Below are 22,913 nucleotides of genomic sequence, written 5' to 3'. Positions count from 1 at the left end.
TGCCTGGATAGCTTCATTTCTTTTATTCAACAAATATTCAACAAAGCTAAGATTAAATCTTAACCAGGATAAATACTGCCATCACCCATAGGAAATAACCGAACCAGGATTTTAACCGTACCGCATCAACACGGGTACCAATTTTTGTGCCACCCCACAAGCCCAATAATGCCATGATCGTAATTCCCAGTAACAAAGGCCAATCAAAATGGATATGGGTCAGATCACTTGCGAAACCTACCAAGGCATTTAACGCGATTAACAACAGCGAGGTACCAACAGCCTCTTTCATGGGGAGTTTTACAATAAGCACCAGCGCGGGAATCAATAAAAAGCCCCCGCCAGCTCCTAATAACCCCGTGATCAGGCCGGTTAAAGCGCCGTAGAAGATCAATTTTGCCTTGGATGGATGCACCTGTTCATTATGCAGCCTATTTTTCTTAACCATCGCATAGCCAGCCCAAATCATGAGTACCGCGAACAGTATCATCGTGAATGCGCCGGATGTAAGGGTATAGCCTCCTATAGTAGCGATATTTGCTGGTATATGTGGCACCAGGAAGCTGCGGGTTATTATGACTACCAACATCGATACCAGGCCAAACTGGAATGCAACCTTGAAATTGAGCGGGTGGTCTTTATGATGCATGAAAGCTCCAACTGCACTGGTAACTCCAACAATGAAAAGCGAATACGCCGTAGCGATCATGGGATCAACATGGAATAGGTAAACGAGCAAAGGCATCGTTAAAATAGCACCTCCTCCACCGATCAAGCCTAATGATAAGCCAACGAATAATGCAGCAATAAATCCAAGCATAAACTATTTATTTTATGCAAAGATTCATGTTATAAAAGGCTTTATTCGTGATAATGGTCACGGTGGGCCCAGGTTGCGGTGAATCGGCTCAATGCCGCTTTACAATGTTAAATCAATGATCTCGATTTGCTGGTTTTTCAATTGCCTAATCATACCGCGCTCTGCCAACTTTTTCATCAAGCGGGAAATTACTTCCCTCGACGAATTTAACTCTTGGGCAATCTCGGTATGGTTCACGGAAATGATATTGGTATTTTGAGTAGACTGGTACCTTGATAAATAAAATAATAGGCGCTCATCCATTTTCCTGAAAACGACATGATCGATCGTTTGCAAAAGTTCTTCAAATCTACCACGGTAAGACTCCAACACGAAATAATACCACGATTTATACAACTGCATCCACTGATCCATAAACTCCAAGGGGAAACTCACCACCTGGACGGGGGTTTCGGCTTTGGCCATGACCTGGCTCGTTTGTTGGCGGGTCGCACAAATCATTGACAAAGCGCAGGCTTGCCCGGGTTGCAGGTAATACATTAAGAATTCATGCCCTTCATCATCTTCACGGTAAACTTTTACTGTGCCATCCAATACCAGCATCGTAGATCTAAAATATTGACCCGTCCTCATCAATTGATCGCCCGGTTCATAAGTATGAAAACTGGCATGGTCCATCATTTCATCCAGTAGCTTCTTTTCAAACTGGGGAAACCGCTCCTGCAACAAACTTTGCATAATATTCTTAATTAATATTTAATAAATTATTAAAAAAATAAATTTATCATAAAAGGCGATATTTTACATATCCCCTGCCCCGCTATTACTTTTCACACGGATGGTAATATTAATTTGCTATTAGAAAGTGTTAAAAGTACATATAATTGAAGCGAAATAATTTGTAATATTACCTGATGGTTATAAACCATTAAAATTCATCAGCTTCAACTAGCCAGAATTTAAATTCCAAAAATTGCAGCATTCAACCAAATCAGCCTTTACCATGATGGATGGTACGGAACAACTTTTATCCACGGAAATAACGAAGTCTTGCCAATTAGGGAAACCCTTGGGCTTGGGCCCATCCGCATATTGGAAATGCAGCGGGAACCGCCCTGGTGGCCCAGCGGCTGACGGGTTTGCATTATCAATACCCCGCCCAGCTTCCGCGCCTTCCCAAGAATTTACTTTGTTCCATGGCTTCGCGCTACGCCTAAAGCAACCCGGGCTAACCGTAACCCGGAAATTGCAGTCTTCCGCCTGGCCTAACTATGAAATTGAAGATCAATTTCCCGTTACGGCCATACATTATTTAGATAAAGAGCTGCCCTTTGATTTAAAGCTTGAAAGCTTTAGCCCATTTACACCGATGAACGAGCAGGAATCTAACCTGCCTGTATTGATTTGCTCTTGCCAAGTTACAAATTTATCGAGTTCACCGATGGATATCGATTTATTATGCTGGTTACAGCCGGGGCAAAAAGCGGATAATAAGGTGATGGTATTGCAAAAAAAATGGCGCGGCATTCAACAAGTGCATTCAAATAACAATACTTCATTTCAACATTGCTTGTCGGCCCTGAGAAATGACGCGCGGTTATTCCCCCATTTCGAAGAAGATTCTTGGGAAGATTATTTTGAGCTACCTGGTGCAGAGTGTACAGCCAATGACACCCCTGGAATTGCCGTTTGCAGCAGTATTCAAATTCTTCCCGGGCAACATGCCACCTGCCATTTTGCTATTAGCTGGTGGGATCCCGCTCCCGGCTTATTACTACCCAACCCGGCACCTTTTACAAGCGCTACCGATGTTATGGCCTATGTAAGCGATCAATTGTCTAAATTGATATATCAAACAATGTTATGGAAGAAGAATTGGGTAGATAGTAGTTTGCCTTCCTGGTTACTGGAGCAAACCTTTACCCTTGAGCAATATCAACATGATTTGACGGGGAACGTTTCCGAGGGAGAAACAGGCTTGGAAACTGTAGCGATTAGTCCTGCCGTGGCGCGTTTATACCCTAACACGGCCAAATCATTTGTTCAATTATACGAGCTCCCTTCCGTTTTACCTACGCATCAAAAGGATCACGACAGCCCTAGCTTCACTGTTGTAAAACTACAGGCTTTATCGATCTTACATACTTATAGGGCGCATCAATTAAGTGAAGATATGCAGTTTCTAAGGGTTAATTGGGCACAACTTACACAAGTCATCCAGTTTATGTTGAATCATGCAGAAGCATTGTACAATGCAACGGGAGAACAGGGTCAAAAGCTTGAAGAAGTCCTATGGCTCTGCATAACAGCAGCAAAGTCGGCATATCAAATGGCCATGGAAATGGATAGCCATTCATTGGCAGACCGTTGTATGCAATTCATCAGTCCTATCGAGAAGAAGATTAGCGCTAATTATAAATTTGAACAAGAACAGGAAGCGTTTCAATATCTATGTAAATACTTGGCAGCAAAGAATTGGTCACAACAACTCAACCTGGGTCAATTATCGAATCAATCGCCACCGGACGACCAAAGGCTGGAGCTATCGGGGTTTATACTGCGAAAATTAACGGATGATAACTCCCCGCCTGTAAATTACGAAACGATCGAGCAATGGGCCGCGCATTTAATGTCTGAAGATCAATACCAGGAATCCTTGCTACTCTTAAAACGATATGCCGCTTTGCGTAGCCAATGCGGCCAAGTAAAAAATATATTGGTCCAATCTTCACCGGTCATTAATTCATGCAATAGTTATAATACCTTCTTGGCAGCATGTGGGTTTTCATACCACGGCCCCAGGGGATTTATCCGTTTTGCGCCGATAACAAGCCAAGACAATTTCAAGGCGCCCTTCCTAGTAGCGAACGGTTGGGGATCGTACAAACAACAAAAAAAACACCGGAAGCAAGTGCATGAACTATATATAAAATATGGTCACCTCAAGGTGCAAACTTTAAGCTTCGACGTGGAACAACCCGGAAATATTCACATTGCGACCGTCGCATTAGAAGGGAAAAAAGTACCTGCAAAACTTACAAAAGAAGGTAACTCGGTTTTTATAAGTATTAAACCAACGCAGGTGATAGCCAATCAATCCTTAACAATTACATTGACATAAAAAACCCGGTCCACATTTGAAACCGGGTTAAAAGAAGTTTTTTAGTTCGCCTTAAGAGTTAGAAATCGGATCTTACGATGACAACTTTTACGAGTAACCTAGGCGGGTTTCCGGCTCCTACGCTACCTACACCTTGCGCTTCCAAGGTAAGCTGCCCCTCTTCGTATACATAGGTATAACTGATATCATTATAAACATTCGGGATCGCTTCGTACACTGTCCCATCAGGGTTAGAGATATACACCAATACACCATCGATATCCCTTACATCGACATCAATTTCTGGTATACTAATTGGCGCAAAATAACTATTTGTATTAGCATCAAAACTCCATTGATCCGCCCCCAGGTCAAATAAAATAGTTTGGTTGGGCACTACATACTCGTTTGTAGTTTTGGTACAACTCACCGAGAGCATCGTGACCAACAAAAGTGGTAGAAATAAATACGCTTTCATAAAGATGATTTAAGATTGAAAATGCTGTTGTTTCATGGATTCCGGTGTGGGCCGGATTTGTCTAAATATCACCAAATAAGATGCCATTTTAACAATTTCTTTACTTACATAGTTTAAAGATAAGGCATTGTGATCCAAAATACCGATTTCGCGGATCAAATATTTATCTTTATATATATTTGATAATCAAGCGTATAAATTTAAATTTTGATACAAATATTGACTTCAAATTATCAACTATATTTTAACACTCGATAACACTTGCCAGGAAGAATCGCGAAAAAAATTTTGTAAAATCATTCACTTTCATATCTTTGCAATCCCAATTCAAACGGGGATAGTTCTTACACTTATGCGGAAGTAGCTCATTTGGTAGAGCACAACCTTGCCAAGGTTGGGGTGGCCGGTTCGAGCCCGGTCTTCCGCTCCAGGTTGATTCGAGATTTTACAATTTCTTTCAACAAATTTTCACTTCCGCGGAAGTAGCTCATTTGGTAGAGCACAACCTTGCCAAGGTTGGGGTGGCCGGTTCGAGCCCGGTCTTCCGCTCTAAAGAATCCAAGTCTGTGTAAAGGCTTGGATTTTTTTTACAGATTTGATGAAACGTACTTCTATTCTTTAGTCACGTATTTAGGTAAAGATTTTAGGATTTCACGGATTATTTTGCTTAGTTTTTTTACCCTGTTTTTGTTGTTTGTTGTTTAATTTATGAATTAGGCCCGGGCTATATTCTTGTGTATTTTTATTTTCCATCTTCTACTTTTTAACGGGCTCTTTTAAATGTTAATTCGAAGCTTTTATTGCTTTGGGTTACAAAGATTTTACACGGGGTGATGCCGTTTATTTATTACATTTAATATATGAGCGCTAAAATGCGATACCGCGACCAGGTGGGTGGCGAGACGCTTTCTTTCAAGCAGCGGGTTGATGCAATCCGCAACCTTCCCCCCTTTTTAAAAATGGTTTGGAAAACAAATCCCAAGCTGACTTTAATCAATATCTTTTTAAGACTCATTCGCTCCGCGTTGCCGGTAGCTTTATTATATGTTGGGAAGCTAATTATCGATGAAGTGGCCTTCCTCGTGATGCATCCCGGTCATGACATGCAAAATTACAACCACCTCTGGCAACTGGTGGCGATCGAATTTGCATTGGCCTTTATCTCGGATGGTAGCGCAAGGCTCGTGTCACTACTCGATGGATTAATAGGGGATCTGTTTGCCAATTACTCCTCTATTAAGATTATGGAACATGCCGCCACGCTGGACCTGGAACAGTTTGAAGATGCGAATTTTTACGACAAGCTTGAAAGGGCACGCCAGCAAACATCAGGAAGAACCGTCTTATTGTCGCAAATGCTGGGCCAGGTTCAAGATTTAATTTCTATCGTTTTCTTCACTACCGGTTTAGCCGTTCTGAGCCCCTGGCTGATCGCATTATTAGTAGTTGCCGTCCTACCTTCTTTTTTAAGCGAATCCTATTTCAACAGGAAGAAGTATGAATTGTATTTTGGTCAAACCAGCGATCGTAGGGAATTGGATTATGTTAGATACCTCGGCGCTAGTGATGTGACAGCCAAAGAAGTAAAAGTATTTTACTTGGCTGATTTTTTAATAGACCGTTTCAAAACAATCTCGAACAAATTTTATGAAGATTCTAAGCAGATAGCAGTTCGCCGTTCTTCTTGGGGGACCTTCTTCGCACTGATTGGAAGTGCCGGATACTATACCGCGTACGTAATCATTATCAGTCAAACCATCCATGGAAAATTGTCGCTTGGCGACCTCACTTTTATGGCAGGATCGTTTCGGCAGTTACGTGGATTAGTAGAAGGCGTACTAACACGGTTCAACGTAGTCTCGCAGGGTGCTATGTATTTAGGTGATTTATTTGAATATTTTAATATTAAACCCACCATCATCTCGCCTACAACTCCCAGGCCTTTCCCGGTACCAATCCGCGAAGGTTTCCGTTTCGAAAATGTAAGTTTTAAATATGTCCATTCAGAAAAATGGGCTGTAAAAGATTTGAATTTCACGCTGCCGGTAGGAGAAAAGCTAGCCCTTGTAGGGGAGAACGGGGCCGGGAAAACTACGTTGGTTAAATTATTAACGCGGCTCTACGATCCCACGGAAGGACGAATTTTATTAGATGGTCATGATTTACGGGAATACGACTTACAAACCTTGCGGCATAATGTTGGCATTATATTCCAAGATTTTCTTCGTTACCAGATGAATTTTGCCCAAAATATAGCAGTCGGTAATATCCGGGAAAAAGAAAACCGCGAGCTTATTAAATCGGCTGCAACGCAAAGCCTGGCTAATTTGTTAGCGGAACGCTTGCCCGGTGGTTATGATCAGATGCTGGGTAAACGGTTCCATAACGGCATCGATTTATCAGGCGGCGAATGGCAGAAGATCGCTTTAGCCAGGGCTTATATGAAGGAGTCCCAGTTATTGATTTTAGATGAGCCGACATCGGCCCTGGACGCGAAAGCCGAATACGAAGTATTCTTACGCTTTGCAGATCTTACGAAGGGAAAAACTTCGGTATTGATCTCGCACAGGTTCTCAACTGTTCGTATGGCAGATCGGATCATGGTGCTGGATAAAGGGAAGATCATCGAATTGGGGCATCATGCGGAGCTATTAGCTCGAAACGGTCGTTATGCAGAACTCTTCAACCTGCAAGCGATGGGTTATAGGTAACCCGGTCGATACAAAAAGAGCCGCAACATAATGAATGCCACGGCTCTAAAGAAGTATAGTAAATAGTAAATTATTTATATTTAGGATTGTACAAGGTGCTTTCCGGAACCTCAACTTTCGGTTTTCCTTTATAACGATGTTTGTACAAGTTATAACATCCGCCTAAAACGAAAGCGATTATGCAAGTAATTTTCACATAAAAAAGAAAACGGGAAGCGCTTACTTTGCTTCTAGCGATGTCGTTCTTATTTTCAACGTAATTCTCCATATTTAAAATTTTCGCACTGCAAACTTACAAAGTAAAAAAGCAAATCCCAAATCGAAAAATATGATTTTTTTCATGTTTTGATGTTCCGCCTCTCCTACCAAAACCTGTCCTTTCAATATCAAATTATTATTTAATTGATTTATTTTTAATTATTTATATCAAAATAAAAATTAAAATACATATAAACAATAGTCTAAACGGAAGCTAATTAGCCAATAGTGCAGATCATTAAGATGATATTAACTGGGTTTATAGACAACCTTGTTACCTTCCAATAAGGAGAACTTTTTACGCCGTAAAAAATAATAGCGCCAGATCATGATACCGTGAAAAACACCGTCTAACGCAAATAATTTCTTTTCCGGCAACGTATCCGCAGGTAAATCTTTGCTTAATCTCCGCCAACGGTAATAGTCGCGGTAAGCTTTAAATACAGCGATCATATCTTTCGGTTTACCGGATACCAGGCTTTTAACCGCTGCCAGCAGATCGAGGAAATGTCGCTGGGATAGTACGATCCACTGTTCTTTCGGATGCAAGTTCTTTTTCAACATCACGAGGTTATTGCGGAAATTGAGATATAACTTCCTCGGGTTACCTTGCGGTAAGCTGCCACCGCCTACATGGTACACGGTAGACCCCGGGCAATAAGCCACCTTGTAGCCCAACCGTTGGATGCGCCAACACAGGTCCACTTCTTCCATATGAGCGAAAAAATAGGGATCAAATCCACCCAGCTTATGAAATATCCCTGGCCTGATAAACAATGCCGCCCCGGTAGCCCAAAATATATATTGTGGATCATCATATTGCCCCAGGTCTTTTTCGATAGTATATAAAATCCTACCCCTGCAAAAAGTGTATCCCAAGATATCCATCCAACCACCCGCTGCACCTGCATACTCAAAGCTTTCCTTATCGGCAAAAGCTCTCATTTTAGGTTGGCAAGCAGCGATCCGGGGATCCTTTTGCATCATTTCTATCACGGGTTCAATCCAGCCGGCTTCCACTTCCACATCTTGGTTCAGCAACACGTAATAGTCGGCATGGACATGTTGCAGCGCTTGGTTATAACCGCCGGCAAAACCATTGTTATCCGGGTTGCGGACAATTTCGATGCCGGGATAATTTTCTTGTACAAAAGCGACACTATCGTCGCTCGAAGCATTATCTGCCAGCACGATACTCAAATTCCCGTATGTAGAAGCACACACGGAAGGAAGAAATTGTTGTAAAAACGATTTTCCATTCCAATTGAGTATAACCACCGCTACTTTGGGTAATGCTGACAAATTCTGATTTTTATGGTCTGTACAAAAATATTGGCGTTGCAAATATGCAACAAAGCATTCGAAAAATTTAGAACTACCTCTGAAAATTAAGATTCAAACGCAACAAACATGTTATATTTATAGTTATATCCGGCAAACATAATCAAGAATCTACATGTTAAGGCAATTAATTGGTTGGCGTTTTATATTAATCAGCATAGCGATCATAATTATCGTTACAACTATCTGGTTTGTTAACAACCTATCCAAGGAAATTCAAGCCGAGGAAACCAAGAAAGTAGCTGCCTGGGTATCTGCCAACAAAGAATTGCTAACTGCGTCCCCGGATGCAAACTTAAACTTGGCCATCGAAATTATCACCACGAACACCACGATCCCTATCATCTTAACAAATGAAGAAGGACAAATCGTGGACCACCGTAACCTCGATTCTGCCAAAATGGCCAGGAATACTAGGTTCCTGCCCCAACAATTGGAGAAATTCCGGAAGCAACACCCGCCATTCGTGATGACAATAACTGATAAGCCATTGGTAAACAACTATATATATTATGGAGATTCCGTCATTCTGCAACAGATACGTTTTTATCCATACGTGCAGTTGATAGTTGTTACATTATTTATCGCGATTGTATTATTTGCGCTGCGCAGCAATTATAAAGCCACTCAAAACCAGTTATGGGTTGGTATGTCGAAAGAAACAGCACACCAATTGGGCACACCGCTATCTTCCATGGAAGCCTGGTTAGAAATATTAAAGGAAAACCCCGGCAGTGAGGATATCGCATCGGAGTTAAAAAAGGATGTAGATCGGCTTAAACTTATCTCCGACCGCTTTTCGAAGATTGGCAGTGTGCCCAGCCTGGAAGAAACAGAACTGGTGAACCAAATTAGCAGCATGATATCCTACATACGGAAACGCGCGCCCCAAAAAGTAACCTTAACTGAAAGCAGTAATGAGCCCCAAATATTGGCAATGATTTGTCCCCCGCTATTCGACTGGGTCATTGAAAATCTACTCAAAAACGCCCTGGACGCGATGGAAGGCAAGGGAAACATCTCGATCAATATCGAGAACCATCCTGCACATATAACGATAGACGTAACGGATGATGGAAAAGGCATTCCCAAGTCTATGCAAGAAAAAATCTTCCATCCCGGGTTCAGCACGAAGAAAAGGGGATGGGGGCTCGGGCTGTCCCTGGCTAAAAGGATTATAGAAGAATACCACCAGGGACGCCTATACGTAAAATGGTCCGAGCAACAGAAAGGTACAACCTTCCGGATATGGCTCCGCAAATAGGTTATAAAAAAATTTTGATACAAACTTTGTACATTCTCAAAAGAATTATACTTTTGCATTCCCAATAAAAACCGCGGAGGTGGCGAAATTGGTAGACGCGCTACTTTGAGGTGGTAGTGTCCGCAAGGACTTGGGAGTTCGAATCTCCTCTTCCGCACAGATTTTTGAAAACCCGCAACCACAGCGGGTTTTCATTATTTAAATCGATAACGGGGACAAAAAAGGGACAAAAATGTTCCTCTGCCATCTTAGTACTTTTGTTAACATTTAGCCGCAGCAATTGACCCTCCCGATCTAATTTAAATACCCGGAAATAACATGAAGCTTGCAGCTATAAGATATGCGGGAAATATCTAGCCACAACGCTATCATAGCCTACCACTCATTTAAACATGGGAAACTGGGCTTAACCTTGCGACCCGAATCCGGGGAAACCGACAAAAACAATAGTAGTATCTGTAAACTACCAGGCTGCACATTAAAACATGTTTGACTTTCGATTCGTTGATATTACATCAGCATTCTTAAAATGCTATATAAATATTTACTGCTTACTTCACCGGGAAGTGTAAAACGTAATCTTACTCATCTTTTAAACAATTCAACGGGTTCACTCTTGCAGCTTTTATCACCTGTACACCTATGGTAAACCATGCAGTTAGCAACGCAAGTAATGCGGCTACTATAAAATACAACGGTGTTAACTTTATCCTGTAAGCGAAATCATTTAACCAATTGCTGGTTAAAATATAGCTCAAAGGCAAGGCTATGATGATAGACAACAATATCGTCTTAGTAAAGTCAGCGGAGAGCAGGAACACGATATTTGATTCGCTGGCGCCCATCACTTTCCTGATGCCGATCTCCTTCACCTTTTTTTCTACCGTGAATGTGGCAAGGCCAAACAATCCGAGGCATGAAATAATGATCGCTAAGCCTGTAAAATACTTGGAAAGTCTAGCGACCAGCCTTTCTGATGCATATTGCCGCTGGTAGTCCTCATCAAGAAATTTATAATCGAAAGAGAATCCCGGGTTAAACTTGCTGTAAAAGTCCTTAATGCTATGAATAGCCGCTGTCTCTACTCCCTTTTTTACTTTGACCATAACTAGCGCGGTTCCTTTAGGATCTAGCCAAAAAATGAAGGGTTTAATTCCCTCATGAAAAGAATTGAAATGAAAGTTTTTCGCGATGCCTAAAATCTTCCTTGGAACACCATCCATGTCAATCTGTTTCCCGATTGGATCCGTCAGTTCCATGACCTTAACAGCAGCTTCATTTAGCACCACCCCGGCAGTATCTGATCCGAAGCTCCTGGAAAAAGACCGGCCTTCCGCCATCTTTATACCAAGTGTCTCCAACAGGTCATAATTTACCGGCATTTTATAGAAGCGGATCTTGTCATCTAAATTCTTTCCATCCCACCGGACGCCAGGGCCGGGTTGAGTGGTTGGTAAAATAATTTTTTGCTGTATACTTGAAGCATTAATAACACCGGGAATATTTTTTAACTCTGCAAGGAAGCTTTCTGTTTGCTCGGCAACACGCCCTTCCATTTCAAAATAGATGACGTTATCTTTATCATAACCCGGCTGTTGCGACTGTACAAATTTCATCTGGTTATATACAACCATGGCCGCCACTATAAATATAATAGAGATAGCGAACTGAAAAGCAACCAATCCTTTACGAACCCATATGGCGCCGGGAGAACGATCAGACGTTCCCTTTAATACTGAAATAATCTTGAAACGGGAGAGGTAAAAAGCGGGGTAACTGCCGGCTACCAGTCCCACGAACCCGGCAATTCCAAGAATAGACAAAATGAACTTCATATCAATCTTTACATCGATATGCTTGCCGATAATTTCATCGAATTGCGGTAAAAAAATAGCAACCAAAATCAATGCTACGACCAGGGAAATAAAACTCATCAATATAGATTCCCCCAGGAACTGAAAAATTAGCGCATGCCGCTCTGCCCCTAATGCTTTCTTAACACCTATTTCCTTCATCCTCCTGATAGCCCTAGCTGTTGACAAGTTCATAAAATTGATGCAGGCAATGGCTAGTATGAATATTGCTATAATTGCAAACAGTCTTACATATTCAATTTTTCCACCTGCCTGCACACCGTTCTCATACTTTCCATATAAATAGGCATCAGAATACTTTCTTAAAAACAGCGTTGTTGTTGATCCGCTGAATTTATCTTTAAGATAGGCCGCAAGTTTTTCATTAAATCGCCCGGTATTCGTACCATCCTTTAATACTAGGAAGGTATTAAAAGGACCGCTGCTAACATCCCCCGTAACCGGCACGATATCTTTCCATGCATCCAGTGATAATACAAAATCAAACTGGTAGGATGATTCTGGCGGAAAATCGTCATAAACACCTGTAACCGTACATGGCTTCGTAAAAGATAACCATCTCCATTGCAAAACCTTGCCTACTACATTATCAGTAGTGTTAAATATCTTCTTTGCCAACCGCTTAGATAAAACGATGGCCTGCTTATCATTCAATATACCCGACGTATTCCCCTGGACAATCCTGTAAGAGAATGCTTTAAAGAAATCTTTGCTGACAAAATTTCCAACGGCGCCAACCGCATTGTTCCCATTTAGAATATTAAATTTCTGGAACCACGCCGGCGGAATCATGGTTACCGCATATTCAACTTCCGGCATATCCCTTTTTAATGCTTCCCCGAGGCCGCCCCCGGTGTTAGCCAATGTATTGATGCGCCCCTCCCGCTCTACATTCCCCATTACCTGGAAAAGCCGCTGATCGTTCTCATGAAATTTATCAACCCTTAACTCGCTTGTTATCCACAAAAATAGGAATAAGGCACTGGCAAGCCCCGTGGAAAGACCTATCAGGTTAATGATAAAAGTTCTTTTGAATCTCTTAAAGTTCCTGAGGATGATTTTAAAATTGTGTTTGAGCATATATTGAGTATGGGTTAATAATTATTGCTAACTATATTCAAAAAGGTTTCCATTGTAATATCAGTTATTGAATATACAAATATTAATCTGTTAACTTATAACAGGAATCTCCATGGCTATTAAGCATTAAATCTCCTTTTTGAAATGCTTACTTGGCTCAATCCCCAACGCTTTTGTAATTTCATCGACCGGAACATCAAAATCACGCATTTTCAAATACGCCTTTATACTTATCAAGTATATTGTTTCATCATTTCAATCGTTCCAATCTTCCCTTCCGTTTAACGACATTTTTATAATCCCACTGGATCTCGATCGATTTCTTTAACCATCTTTTCAAATCGTTCACATCTATTTGATGCACAGATGTATACCGGGCAGATGCATCCTTAAACTTCCCGGTTCCCGGTTGGAGAGCCGGCTCATCGAAATCTGCACCGCTCCAAAACATCAGGCGAATACAATCTTTCAACTTGCTATACCCCACGATTGGATTACCATCCAGAAACCATACTGGGTGTGCATGCCAGATCTTACTTTCCGCGGTGGGGAGCTCCTTATCAATCTTACGGCATAGATAATCACAAATTTCCTTACCCGGTGGCAATTGTTGATTATTATATGATAATATATCGATATTCATAACAGGAATTTCATATAATTATAATAAGGATGATTAAACGGGCAATTTCCATATTAAATTAATAAAAAACTGCAATACTCGGCGGTTTACGTGAAACCGTAAAGAAAAACAGCAGCACAAGAACTTCTTAACTGTTTCTATTTCAATCCTCAAAAGCTGCATTGAATAGCATTAAAATTTCCAGTACCTTTATTTCTTAATTTTTTATTCATTCTAACTGCCTCGTGATTTATGGGAACTGCAATAACTTGTCCGAACTGCCAACATCAATTTGTGATCGAAGATGCTTTCGCTGCTAACATAGAAAAGGAAATGCGTAGCAAGATGGAAACGGAATGGCGCAAACGGCTGGAACAATTGCAAAAGGACAAAGCTGAGCTAAGCCAGTTGAAATCTAGGATGGAACAACAGGCACAACAGCAAGAGGCCGAACTGCAAAGGCGGCTGGATGCTGAAAAACTCCGCTTGCAAGAGAGCTTACAACAAGATATCCGGAAAAGGCTCAGCCAAGATTTTGAACAACAAATACAGTTACTCCAACAAGCTAATGCCGACAACGAGGAAAAACTGAAACTGGCTAGGCAAGAACAGGTCAATTTCCTCAAAAGGGAGCAAGAACTAAAGAATAAAGAACAGGAACTCGAACTCTCGCTGCAAAAGAAATTATTAGAAGAATCTTCCAAATTGCGCGAACAAATTAAGCAGGAAGAATTGCAAAGGAATAGCTTGAAGGAGACCGAATTTCAATTCCGGATCAAGGAGCTGGAAAAACAGGTGGAAGACCAACGCAAACTGGCTGAAGAGATGAAAAGGAAAGCTGAACAAGGATCTATGCAACTGCAAGGCGAAGTGATGGAGCTTGCCTTGGAAGAACTGCTGCAATCCGCTTTTCCTTTTGACCAGATCGAGGAAGTGGGTAAAGGTGTTAAGGGCGCGGATTGTATCCAGGTCGTGCGCAATCAATTCGGACAAGAATGCGGGAAAATAATTTATGAAAGCAAAAGAACGAAAACTTTCGCCCGCGAATGGATAGAAAAATTAAAAGCTGATATGCGCGCCCAGGGCGCTGAAGTTGCGATACTCGTTACCCAAACACTCCCGCAAGATATGGATCGTTTCGGTGAAAAAGAAGGTATCTACATCTGCACTTTCGCCGAGGTGAAAAACCTCGCTTTCATCATGCGGGAAGCAATCCTAAAGATCAGCTTAGCCACCAAAAGCCAAGAAAATAAAGGTGATAAAATGCATCTTTTATACCAATATCTTACCGGTGGTGAATTTGGCGAACAATGGAAAGCCATCAGCGAAGGTTTCCGCGCCATGAGAACTTCTATCCAAAAAGAACGCGATACCATGGAAAAACTCTGGAAAGCCCGTGAAAAACAATTGGAAAAAGTGTTGCTCAATGCTGCCCATATCCAAGGATCTATTGAAGGGATTGCGGGTACCGATTCCGTTGATATGCATTTGCTTGATGAAGCTGCTGATAACCTGCTAAATGATTAAGGAAGTAGCTACCCAGCTATATCCGAATTTCAATTAAACTGAAATACAAAATTTTATTAAATGAATTGTTACAGTATACCGGTAGGATGCCTATCAAATAGTATCACTTTTTCTAGCAAATGTCTCTATCTCATCTAGGTAAAAAGAGTTATGCTAGGAATGAAAATTAGAGTCCATTATGACATTTTTTGTTGTAATTAAAGTAAGAGGTTCAAGATTTTCTATTCCAATACCATATTTCTAGTAAATTTTTAATTCTAACAACTGAACATACAGAGCTCATTCAAGCCTTATTAGAACTAGCTTGCATCACTGTGTAAAGGGAAATCATGGCATTAGCCAAGAGAAACCATTTCAAATTACCAATACTGGAAATGAGTATGTTGGATATTTCCTAATGCTGAAAGTTAACCTGAACGCTTAATCAGAAGTTGGCACCCTCGCTCTCTTAGTCGTTAGGTATCAATAGCTCTTGTGTTCATAAGTATTTATTCTAAGAAAATATACATATCGGTTAACTACTTTACCCTCTTCTTTCCCCTTGTAAAACATAGCATCTAGCCAAATAATGCATTAGTGAGATTCTCGGGGACAGGCCAGCTATTCTTATAATGGGATAACCCTATGGTTATAGAAGACAATGTTGCACATTAAATCTAAGCGTCACACATCACATTGATATGACCAGAGATGTCCAGTATACTCGTTCCATCACCATATTTGCTGATAATTTTACTCTCAAAGCTCTAAATTAAAATGGTAACTACTTTTTGATCCACTTAAGCTCAAAGCTACCTGCTCCATCATTAGGCATCTTAATGTCCATAGTCCCATCAACAGTTTTAAGCCGTCTACGGTTTTGCTATACTTTCTATTCTAATTACCCAATTCCCATAGTCTAAATGACTTATCTTACCATCCAATGCAGCTTTAAGAAAAGCTTTCAATAGAGGTGTAAAAGTACCATCTTTACCAAAACAGCGACTTACTAGAGTGCAGTTGCTCCAATTTCTTCAATATGAGTTCTTAGAAGTCAAATTTTTCTCTTAGTCTTATAAAAAACGGTGTTAAAGTAAAGATACTTTTGCCTTAAACACAGTTTATCTAATGTCTGATGCGAAACAATTTATACACTTCTAAGTTTTATTATTCAATTTGCCTTCACAATGACAAGCCTTGGGATTAGTCCAATTTTTTCTTTCATTGAAATTCCTGAATTTCCAAGTACTTGGATTAAATCATTAAGGCTATCTAATTGATTTGGAGCAAGCAGTGTTACTTTATATCTTTTCTTACTGTTATTATTGATGATAATCGGATAATTTGATATTATATTTTTATCAACTTGGCTAAAGTATCGTTCAACGATTGATTTTAATCGATATCCATCAAAAGTCATATATTTTTTACCATTTTTTCTAGTTTCAAATTTTAGTGATTCGGAAATCGAAGAACTCTCTGAATAAATTGAATCAATTATAGATAGTTTAAAGTAGTGAGATTTAACTTCTCGAACTTCTCCTTTTATTCCTTTTTTATTTTCAAAGTAAAGATTAAGATCTCGGATCATTAAGTCCTTTTTTAATGAATCACTATAACTTAGCGGCACAATTTGCTCATATATGAAGCATGTATTAATTAAGGATTCATCAGTTATTTCTCTATCTACAGTGCTTGGATTGGTACTTACTTCTGATTTATCTGGCAGGTCAATTATAGGTTGAAGAAAATCGATTATTGAGTCACTCCTTCTTAATGTCGGCCGAAATGCGATTTTATAAAGGGTTTCAATTGACAAGTTTAAGTATGTATTTCTTGATGTACAATTTATTGAATCAAGGATACCCTCGGTTGAATATCCATATGGATTGGCAAAATCCGAACTAAACTTGTCAATTATTGAAGATTGTTGAACTGTTTTGGATTTAAAATTAGAAAAATACGGACGCTTGCTATTATAAATACCCCGTGCTTTGTCTGTAATAAATGTAATTTCTTCTCCCAATAGATACTGTTTGATTTTTTTTTCATTGGTATTGTTCGGTATTCCCCTAAGAATGACTTTTCCACTTTTGCCAATCCAAACGTTGTATCCAATTTCAAATTTAATTGGAAAATACTCTTCAAATTTTGGGGTGGAAAAAATGATTGGTATATTATTAGGAATTGGACTTCGTTTATTCTCGATTTTATAATACTCTATCCATTTGCGTATTTTAGAACTATCATCGTAATTGTTTACCAAGAATATCTGAATTTTTCCGTCAAACTCTTTTTGCAATCTTTCTAATTTTGGAAACCCTTTGATGCAACTTGAACATGTGGTAGTCCAGAAGTCCAAGATTATTAGTTTTTCCTTGAATTGTAGAAGTCTATTTTTTTGTTGATATATATTTGTAACGATTCCATCTTGATTCATGAAATAGCTAATTATAAATTCTGGAACATGACTTCCAATTTGTAATTGCTGGGGAATTAACGATTTATTTTCTTGTGAGAACGAAGTAACAGGTATTATAAAAATCGATACTGAAATAATATAATCAATTATTTTTTTCATCCTAATGCATTTTCGAAATTATTTATATTTGGAAATTTTGTTAAATTTCTTTAGTTGCCAACTGGGGTGAGGAATAATGGTAAGCAAATAAGGACATTTGATTTTTTAGGTTAATTAAAGATGCATTTTATAAATTATTTCCCGATCGATAATAACCGATAAAATCGATTGGGATAGTGAAGTTCTTTTTACTCCTATCGCCTGTTTTGCTCCCATTTATTTAAGATTATGGCTTCAGACGGAATAAGCCAAGTCCAACGTAAATCGTTTGGCGGCAGTGTGAAAACTTCATTGCCGATCAATCTCGACAGTGATATATTTTGACCTTCTAAATTCAATCGCCTTACATCGCTCCACCTGAGCCCTCTAAAGGCAAGTTCTTTGCGACGCTCCATTAAAGCTATTTTCAGTAGTTTGCTACGGTCATCTTCTGTGATTTTCGTGAAAGTTCCATGCTTATATCGATTACTAAGTAAATAGTTTAAATCATCTAATGCTGTTTCTTGTTCTCCCATTCTTATTGCTGACTCCGCGTGAATTAATAATATTTCACTAGTTGTAATGCCATAGAACGTCGTGTATCCAGATCGTCCATTATAGCTTCCTTTGTATTTTATTTCACCGTTTGTACCATTGTAATAGAAAATTACTTTCCTTAGGTCGTTATCATTATATAAATCGTAAAGTGAAGTGTCAACAATAAATGACGTTGCAGGAAAACCATCGACAAGAGTATAAAAGGTAGTTTCAGGATTTTCAATTTGAAATGCAGGGTTTGACGTTTCATTAATTGAGTTATAGTCTAGTAACGTCCTACTTTCCTTTAAGTACAAACTTGAGTACTTTAAGGCATTCTCATAGTCCCTCATCGAAAGGTATATCCTTGCCAACAGTCCTAAGACTGATTTGTGATTCCCTCTATTTAAAGCGAATTCCGAATTCAAAAGTAATTGCTCTGATGTTTTAAGATCGCTAATCATTCTGTCATAAGTTTCTTTCAAAGTTGATCTTGCAAAAGAGACTTCAACATCTGGCAAAACTCTTAAAGGAAGCCCCAATTCGTTCGATGCGTTTTTTGAGTATGGAGTGCAGTATAATTGTGATCCAATGTAGAATGCAAACGCCCGCAGAAACAGCCCTTGTCCCATCAAGTAATCGTATTCTTTTTCCTGTTTGAACCTTTTGATTTCTGTGATCACAATATTAGCTCTATATACATAGCTGTAAATTTTGGCCCATGCTTCAATGTTGTCTGTATTGGCCTCCCATGTATAAATATTTCGATCGAGTTGGGATCGTGAATCATATGTTGACTTCGTAAGATAATATTCATCTGAACCTGCCGTTAATAGTGCATCATACGATAAAGTTAGGTTGTCTAGGATTGACTGCAGATCCTTTGTTGAATTTATTGTTGTTGTACTTTTGTCTGGTTTCTCATTCAGGTAATCTGAGCAAGAAATAGAATATAGGCAGATAGCCAATAATATCATCTGAATGTTCTTGGAGCGCATGTGATTATTTTTATAGATTTGCTTTAATACCAAACGAGAAGTTTCTTAGTGGTGGAATTGTTTCTGCTGGGTAATCTGGATCATATCCCGATTTGGTGTGTTTAAATAGAAATATGTTTAGATTATTTGCATAAAAGTATAATTCCACTGATTTAAATGGATTTGGTTTACTCTTCCTATTTATCCAACTGTATGATAATCTAATATCTTGTAACCTCGCATTGTCTCCTTTTTCAATATTAACTTCGGAATTCTGATAAAATATTTCTCGAGATTCGTTGACAGGATATGGCATTGATGGAACATTCGTGTTTTTTTCGTCACCCGGCTTTTGCCAGCGATTTCTAAAATCTGAATGTCCTATCCATCTATTATACAAATAATCATACCTAATTGAAGGCTTTCTGAAATAGTATTTTCCTCGATAAACTATATTAAAAGATAAGTTGAATGCCTTAAAAGATAAGTTATTGAGAATATTTCCAAATAATAATGGAAATGATGAACCTATATACTTTTGGTGATTCGCCGTGTCTTGAAATATTTTATTATAGTCTTTGCTTACTTTGCCATTTAAATAACCTTGAGGGTCACCAGTTGCTGGATCTAACCCTTTCCAGATATACGCGTATAACGCGTCATATAAATCCCCCTGTCTGATTGTTGGGTTAGTTGGAGTTTGGATACTATTGTCGAAATAGTTGGTTACTACTGTCTTTGCGTAACTAAAATTGAGGCTTGTATTCCATTTTATACCTCTTGTTAAATTTTTTGTGTTCAATAGCAGTTCAAAGCCATTTCCTTTTGTGTTTGCTGAGTTTTTGACTATGCTGCTGAACCCTAAAGTACGATCGACTTTAACATATGAAATTAAATCGTTTGATTTTTTGGTATACCAATCAATCGAACCAGATATTCTGTCGCGAAGTATTCCAAAATCAAGACCAATATTAAATGTCCCAACTTCCTCCCACTTTAGATCTGGATTTGGGGGGCCTCCAATTGTGCTGTAAGGTTGGCCAAGGAAATTCTTATTTGGAGAATAGGTAATTGTTGCTAATGATGAAATTGTGTTGTTAACGTTTCCAGCATATCCGTATGATGATCTCAGGACTAGACGTTCTATTGTGGAGATATCAAAAAATGCTTCATTTGATATGTTCCATCTGGCTCCAACTGACCATAATGGCTTCCATTTATTATTTGATTTAATACCCAATATATTAGCTCCATCTTTTCTTCCACTTAGATAAAAGCTATATTTTTCGTTGTATGAGTAAGAAAGATTTGCAAGGAATGATACGAATTTGTCAATTCTATTTGTAACTGAAATGGGATTAGGGATTCTTAGAGAGCCGCCATAGAAGATAGGATAGAACTTTTGAAAGTCTAAATATTGTGAGTATGTAAGGTTTTCTTCATCATATCCATATATCCTTGATCCGTCATTTTGATTTTTAGCGCTGCTAATTTCTCCGGCTACTAATGCATTAATTTCGTGACGTCCAAATGAATTTTTATAGTTCAATTGACCACGTATATTTTGACTTTGAATTTTGGAATTGGTTCTATCAATTATTCCGCCTATTGGTAAATTGTTTTTATAAGTTCCTTTTTCCGTAAACTTGTTAATTTCATTTCTGGCATAATATGAGTCAATACTATTAAAATTCTTTCCTTCTGAATTCTGAATGGAATATTGGTACTTAAGAGCAGTCGTCAAACCTGGAAATAATTTTCCAGCTAATTCAAATTTTATCCTTGTAAATTGGTCATTCAGAATTACATTCGCACTTTCGTTTTCGATTAAGGGATAATATTTCCAGTCTAATAGGTTTCCTCCTCCAACAGTATCGACATAGGAGGGCGCATAATCTCTCGGGGTTGAGGCGGGGAGCCCGTTTTCGTCTATTAGACTTGCATAAGGATAAATTTCGCTTTTCCCACCTCCTGGTGAAATTCTATATCCCGGCCCGTCACTACGATTCTGATTACTTGTATAGTCAATTGATGCAGAAATCTTTAATTTATTTATAGGAGCAAGCTGAATAGAGGATGAAATCGTGTATCTATTTGCAGAACCAGGGCCTTTAATACTTGTTTTACCATTATCAGAACCAAATGAAATATTATAGGCAATTTCTGAACCACCTCCATTGATATTTAAGAAATTCTGTGCATTGAATCCATTTCTTAATACAAATTTTTCATAATCCTTGTTAATGTCATGATGTCTGAGTATTTCAATTTTTGATTGCGCATCTTCCTGTGTTACAGTACCGTTTCTTTCTTGGTTTAATAATTCTACAACAGGTGACAACGGTGTTGCAAATGGATATTGGATGTATATATCATAGAATCCCTGATTGAATAGGTATGTTTCTACATCTATAAATTCTGAACTTGTCATCCTAGGAAAGTAAGATAAATCGGGCTTTTCTTTAACTGAGAAATTTGAATTAAAGGATACTGCCATTCGCTTATTGTACAGTCCTTTTTTTGTCTTTATTACTATTACTCCATTTGCGGCTCTCGTTCCCCAAATTGAGGTTGCTGCTGCGTCTTTCAATACTGATATCGATTCGACGTCATTCGGATTTAGATTGTGTATGTCGCCATTGTAAGGAAAATCGTCAACTATAATAAGTGGATTTTGGGTGGGGCTTCCAGTAATGTCAGAGGCTCCCTTAATGGAGTTTATTCCTCTTAATTGAATCCTAGGGATTCCTCCAACCTTATTGAATAGGACACCATTAATTGTACCATCAATTCTAGATATTATATCAACACTATTATTTCTTGAAAGGATTGAACTATCTACAGTTACAGCTGAACCAACAAATCTTTCAGGTGAAACTTCTTGATATCCTGTTGAAATTGTGACTCCTTTTAATTGTTCGTTTGATCGTTTCAAGATTATTTTTTCAGTCTTCGAATTATTTACAGTAATAGTTTGTTCAATAAACCCAATGAATCTGATCCGAATTTTTAAACTATTTTTGTTGCCAATAACTAGTGTGAAATTCCCATTATTATCTGTGATTGTTCCCTTATTTATTTCCTCTGCCCAAATGTTTGCGCCTATTATTGGATCTCCATTTTCGTCTATAATGGTCCCGGAGACTGCTTTCTCCTGTTGTAAATTAATATTTAAGTTTTCTTTTGATTTAGAAAATACAATCACCAGATTTCCTTTAATATCATATGACAATGACAATCCCTGCAAGCATGCATCCATCGCTTGTTCTATAGACGCATTCTTTATCGACAATGTAACGTTGTACTTATCCACCTCATCATTTTTATAGGAGAACAAGTAGCCTGTTTGCTCCCTTATTGAAGCAAATGCCTGTGTTAACTTTGTATTTTTTAGTTCCAAATTAATCTGTTGTGCATTGGCTATCGAACTCCCGAAAGAGGAAAAATTAATGAGGATAAAAAGAAGGACTGCTATTTTCTTCACTGATTTGGGGATGTTTTGAAAATACGCATAGCTTCTCCCATACGTTATCCAATCCGGATAACGGGCATGAAGGTAATTAGTCATACATTCGACTTTTTGAATTAATAATAGTAGTTGTTACTTAAGATCTCATAATAGGTATGATATCTACAGAACATCCATAATGAATAGACTCAATTTAGGGTCGCACCATTTGCATTCATGGTGCTTTTATTATCAATATTTTTGGTTAGCTCTTGATCATCATATTCTTAGACCTTCCAATTTCCGGCTAAGAATTATTGCTTCCTTAGGATCACAA

General features: G+C 38.8%; 14 protein-coding genes and 3 tRNA genes. 7 read left to right on the top strand and 10 right to left on the bottom strand.

From position 1 onward, the window contains the following. Window positions 1-52 precede the first annotated feature (52 nt). Entirely contained in the window at window positions 53-820 is a 768-nt protein-coding gene (locus tag COR50_RS11465; protein WP_098194109.1) for a sulfite exporter TauE/SafE family protein, read from the bottom strand. A gap of 99 nt (window positions 821-919) precedes the next feature. Continuing rightward, a complete protein-coding gene (locus COR50_RS11460) occupies window positions 920-1,558 on the bottom strand; it encodes a Crp/Fnr family transcriptional regulator (protein ID WP_098194108.1) in 639 nt (212 codons plus the stop codon). Window positions 1,559-1,793: 235 nt separating this feature from the next. Here COR50_RS11460 and COR50_RS11455 point away from each other — a divergent pair, with 235 nt between their 5' ends. Then, window positions 1,794-3,941, top strand: a complete 2,148-nt coding sequence (locus tag COR50_RS11455) for a GH116 family glycosyl-hydrolase (RefSeq protein WP_098194107.1) — start codon at window positions 1,794-1,796, stop codon at window positions 3,939-3,941. A gap of 58 nt (window positions 3,942-3,999) precedes the next feature. Here the strand turns inward: COR50_RS11455 and COR50_RS11450 are convergent, their stop codons facing one another. Further along, complete coding sequence (locus tag COR50_RS11450) at window positions 4,000-4,398, bottom strand: hypothetical protein (RefSeq protein ID WP_098194106.1); 399 nt, start codon at window positions 4,396-4,398, stop codon at window positions 4,000-4,002. 354 nt (window positions 4,399-4,752) lie between these two features. Between COR50_RS11450 and COR50_RS11445 the strand changes: the two genes are divergently transcribed. The 3 genes from COR50_RS11445 (at window position 4,753) to COR50_RS11435 (ending at window position 7,109) form a co-directional block, all read left to right on the top strand. Next, window positions 4,753-4,828 (top strand) — tRNA-Gly (locus tag COR50_RS11445). A 46-nt stretch (window positions 4,829-4,874) separates the two neighbouring features. After that, window positions 4,875-4,947, top strand: a tRNA-Gly gene (locus COR50_RS11440). 311 nt (window positions 4,948-5,258) lie between these two features. Then, window positions 5,259-7,109, top strand: coding sequence for an ABC transporter ATP-binding protein (locus COR50_RS11435; RefSeq protein WP_232516154.1), 1,851 nt, complete (start codon window positions 5,259-5,261; stop codon window positions 7,107-7,109). A gap of 70 nt (window positions 7,110-7,179) precedes the next feature. Here the strand turns inward: COR50_RS11435 and COR50_RS11430 are convergent, their stop codons facing one another. Further along, on the bottom strand, window positions 7,180-7,377 hold the full coding sequence (locus COR50_RS11430) for a hypothetical protein (RefSeq protein ID WP_098194105.1): 198 nt from the start codon (window positions 7,375-7,377) through the stop codon (window positions 7,180-7,182). Window positions 7,378-7,616: 239 nt separating this feature from the next. Beyond that, complete coding sequence (locus tag COR50_RS11425; RefSeq protein WP_098194104.1) at window positions 7,617-8,669, bottom strand: glycosyltransferase family 2 protein; 1,053 nt, start codon at window positions 8,667-8,669, stop codon at window positions 7,617-7,619. Window positions 8,670-8,823: 154 nt separating this feature from the next. On the opposite strand from COR50_RS11425, the gene COR50_RS11420 reads away from it, so the two are divergent. Further along, window positions 8,824-9,972: a sensor histidine kinase gene (locus tag COR50_RS11420; protein WP_098194103.1), complete on the top strand. Its 1,149-nt coding sequence runs from the start codon at window positions 8,824-8,826 to the stop codon at window positions 9,970-9,972. Between the two features lie 73 nt (window positions 9,973-10,045). Beyond that, window positions 10,046-10,129 (top strand) — tRNA-Leu (locus COR50_RS11415). A 424-nt stretch (window positions 10,130-10,553) separates the two neighbouring features. On the opposite strand, the gene COR50_RS11410 is transcribed toward COR50_RS11415, so the two are convergent. Next, window positions 10,554-12,926 (bottom strand): ABC transporter permease, encoded by a 2,373-nt coding sequence (locus COR50_RS11410; RefSeq protein ID WP_098194102.1) that lies wholly within the window; start codon window positions 12,924-12,926, stop codon window positions 10,554-10,556. Between the two features lie 250 nt (window positions 12,927-13,176). Continuing rightward, complete coding sequence (locus tag COR50_RS11405; RefSeq protein WP_098194101.1) at window positions 13,177-13,569, bottom strand: DUF1801 domain-containing protein; 393 nt, start codon at window positions 13,567-13,569, stop codon at window positions 13,177-13,179. 231 nt (window positions 13,570-13,800) lie between these two features. Here COR50_RS11405 and COR50_RS11400 point away from each other — a divergent pair, with 231 nt between their 5' ends. Then, window positions 13,801-15,075: a DUF2130 domain-containing protein gene (locus COR50_RS11400; protein WP_098194100.1), complete on the top strand. Its 1,275-nt coding sequence runs from the start codon at window positions 13,801-13,803 to the stop codon at window positions 15,073-15,075. A gap of 1,150 nt (window positions 15,076-16,225) precedes the next feature. Here the strand turns inward: COR50_RS11400 and COR50_RS11395 are convergent. The 3 genes from COR50_RS11395 to COR50_RS11385 all read right to left on the bottom strand — a co-directional run bounded on the left by COR50_RS11395 (window position 16,226) and on the right by COR50_RS11385 (window position 22,696). Then, window positions 16,226-17,635, bottom strand: coding sequence for a thioredoxin domain-containing protein (locus COR50_RS11395; protein WP_098194099.1), 1,410 nt, complete (start codon window positions 17,633-17,635; stop codon window positions 16,226-16,228). Between the two features lie 194 nt (window positions 17,636-17,829). Beyond that, window positions 17,830-19,149: a RagB/SusD family nutrient uptake outer membrane protein gene (locus COR50_RS11390; protein WP_098194098.1), complete on the bottom strand. Its 1,320-nt coding sequence runs from the start codon at window positions 19,147-19,149 to the stop codon at window positions 17,830-17,832. Between the two features lie 10 nt (window positions 19,150-19,159). Beyond that, window positions 19,160-22,696: a SusC/RagA family TonB-linked outer membrane protein gene (locus COR50_RS11385; RefSeq protein ID WP_098194097.1), complete on the bottom strand. Its 3,537-nt coding sequence runs from the start codon at window positions 22,694-22,696 to the stop codon at window positions 19,160-19,162. Window positions 22,697-22,913: the final 217 nt, after the last annotated feature.

Origin of the sequence: Chitinophaga caeni (assembly GCF_002557795.1) — a bacterium.
GTDB lineage: Bacteria > Bacteroidota > Bacteroidia > Chitinophagales > Chitinophagaceae > Chitinophaga > Chitinophaga caeni.
The sequence above is the reverse complement of the archived record's forward strand: the minus strand, read 5'-3'. Positions and strand labels throughout refer to the sequence as shown.

Excerpts from the sequence above, each read along its gene's own strand:
- COR50_RS11465 (WP_098194109.1), bottom strand. The coding sequence starts at position 820 with ATGCTTGGATTTATTGCTGCATTATTCGTTGGCTTATCATTAGGCTTG.
- COR50_RS11460 (WP_098194108.1), bottom strand. The coding sequence starts at position 1,558 with ATGCAAAGTTTGTTGCAGGAGCGGTTTCCCCAGTTTGAAAAGAAGCTA.
- COR50_RS11450 (WP_098194106.1), bottom strand. The coding sequence starts at position 4,398 with ATGAAAGCGTATTTATTTCTACCACTTTTGTTGGTCACGATGCTCTCG.
- COR50_RS11435 (WP_232516154.1), top strand. The coding sequence starts at position 5,259 with ATGAGCGCTAAAATGCGATACCGCGACCAGGTGGGTGGCGAGACGCTT.
- COR50_RS11430 (WP_098194105.1), bottom strand. The coding sequence starts at position 7,377 with ATGGAGAATTACGTTGAAAATAAGAACGACATCGCTAGAAGCAAAGTA.
- COR50_RS11420 (WP_098194103.1), top strand. The coding sequence starts at position 8,824 with ATGTTAAGGCAATTAATTGGTTGGCGTTTTATATTAATCAGCATAGCG.
- COR50_RS11410 (WP_098194102.1), bottom strand. The coding sequence starts at position 12,926 with ATGCTCAAACACAATTTTAAAATCATCCTCAGGAACTTTAAGAGATTC.
- COR50_RS11405 (WP_098194101.1), bottom strand. The coding sequence starts at position 13,569 with ATGAATATCGATATATTATCATATAATAATCAACAATTGCCACCGGGT.
- COR50_RS11400 (WP_098194100.1), top strand. The coding sequence starts at position 13,801 with ATGGGAACTGCAATAACTTGTCCGAACTGCCAACATCAATTTGTGATC.
- COR50_RS11395 (WP_098194099.1), bottom strand. The coding sequence starts at position 17,635 with ATGAAAAAAATAATTGATTATATTATTTCAGTATCGATTTTTATAATA.
- COR50_RS11390 (WP_098194098.1), bottom strand. The coding sequence starts at position 19,149 with ATGCGCTCCAAGAACATTCAGATGATATTATTGGCTATCTGCCTATAT.
- COR50_RS11385 (WP_098194097.1), bottom strand. The coding sequence starts at position 22,696 with ATGACTAATTACCTTCATGCCCGTTATCCGGATTGGATAACGTATGGG.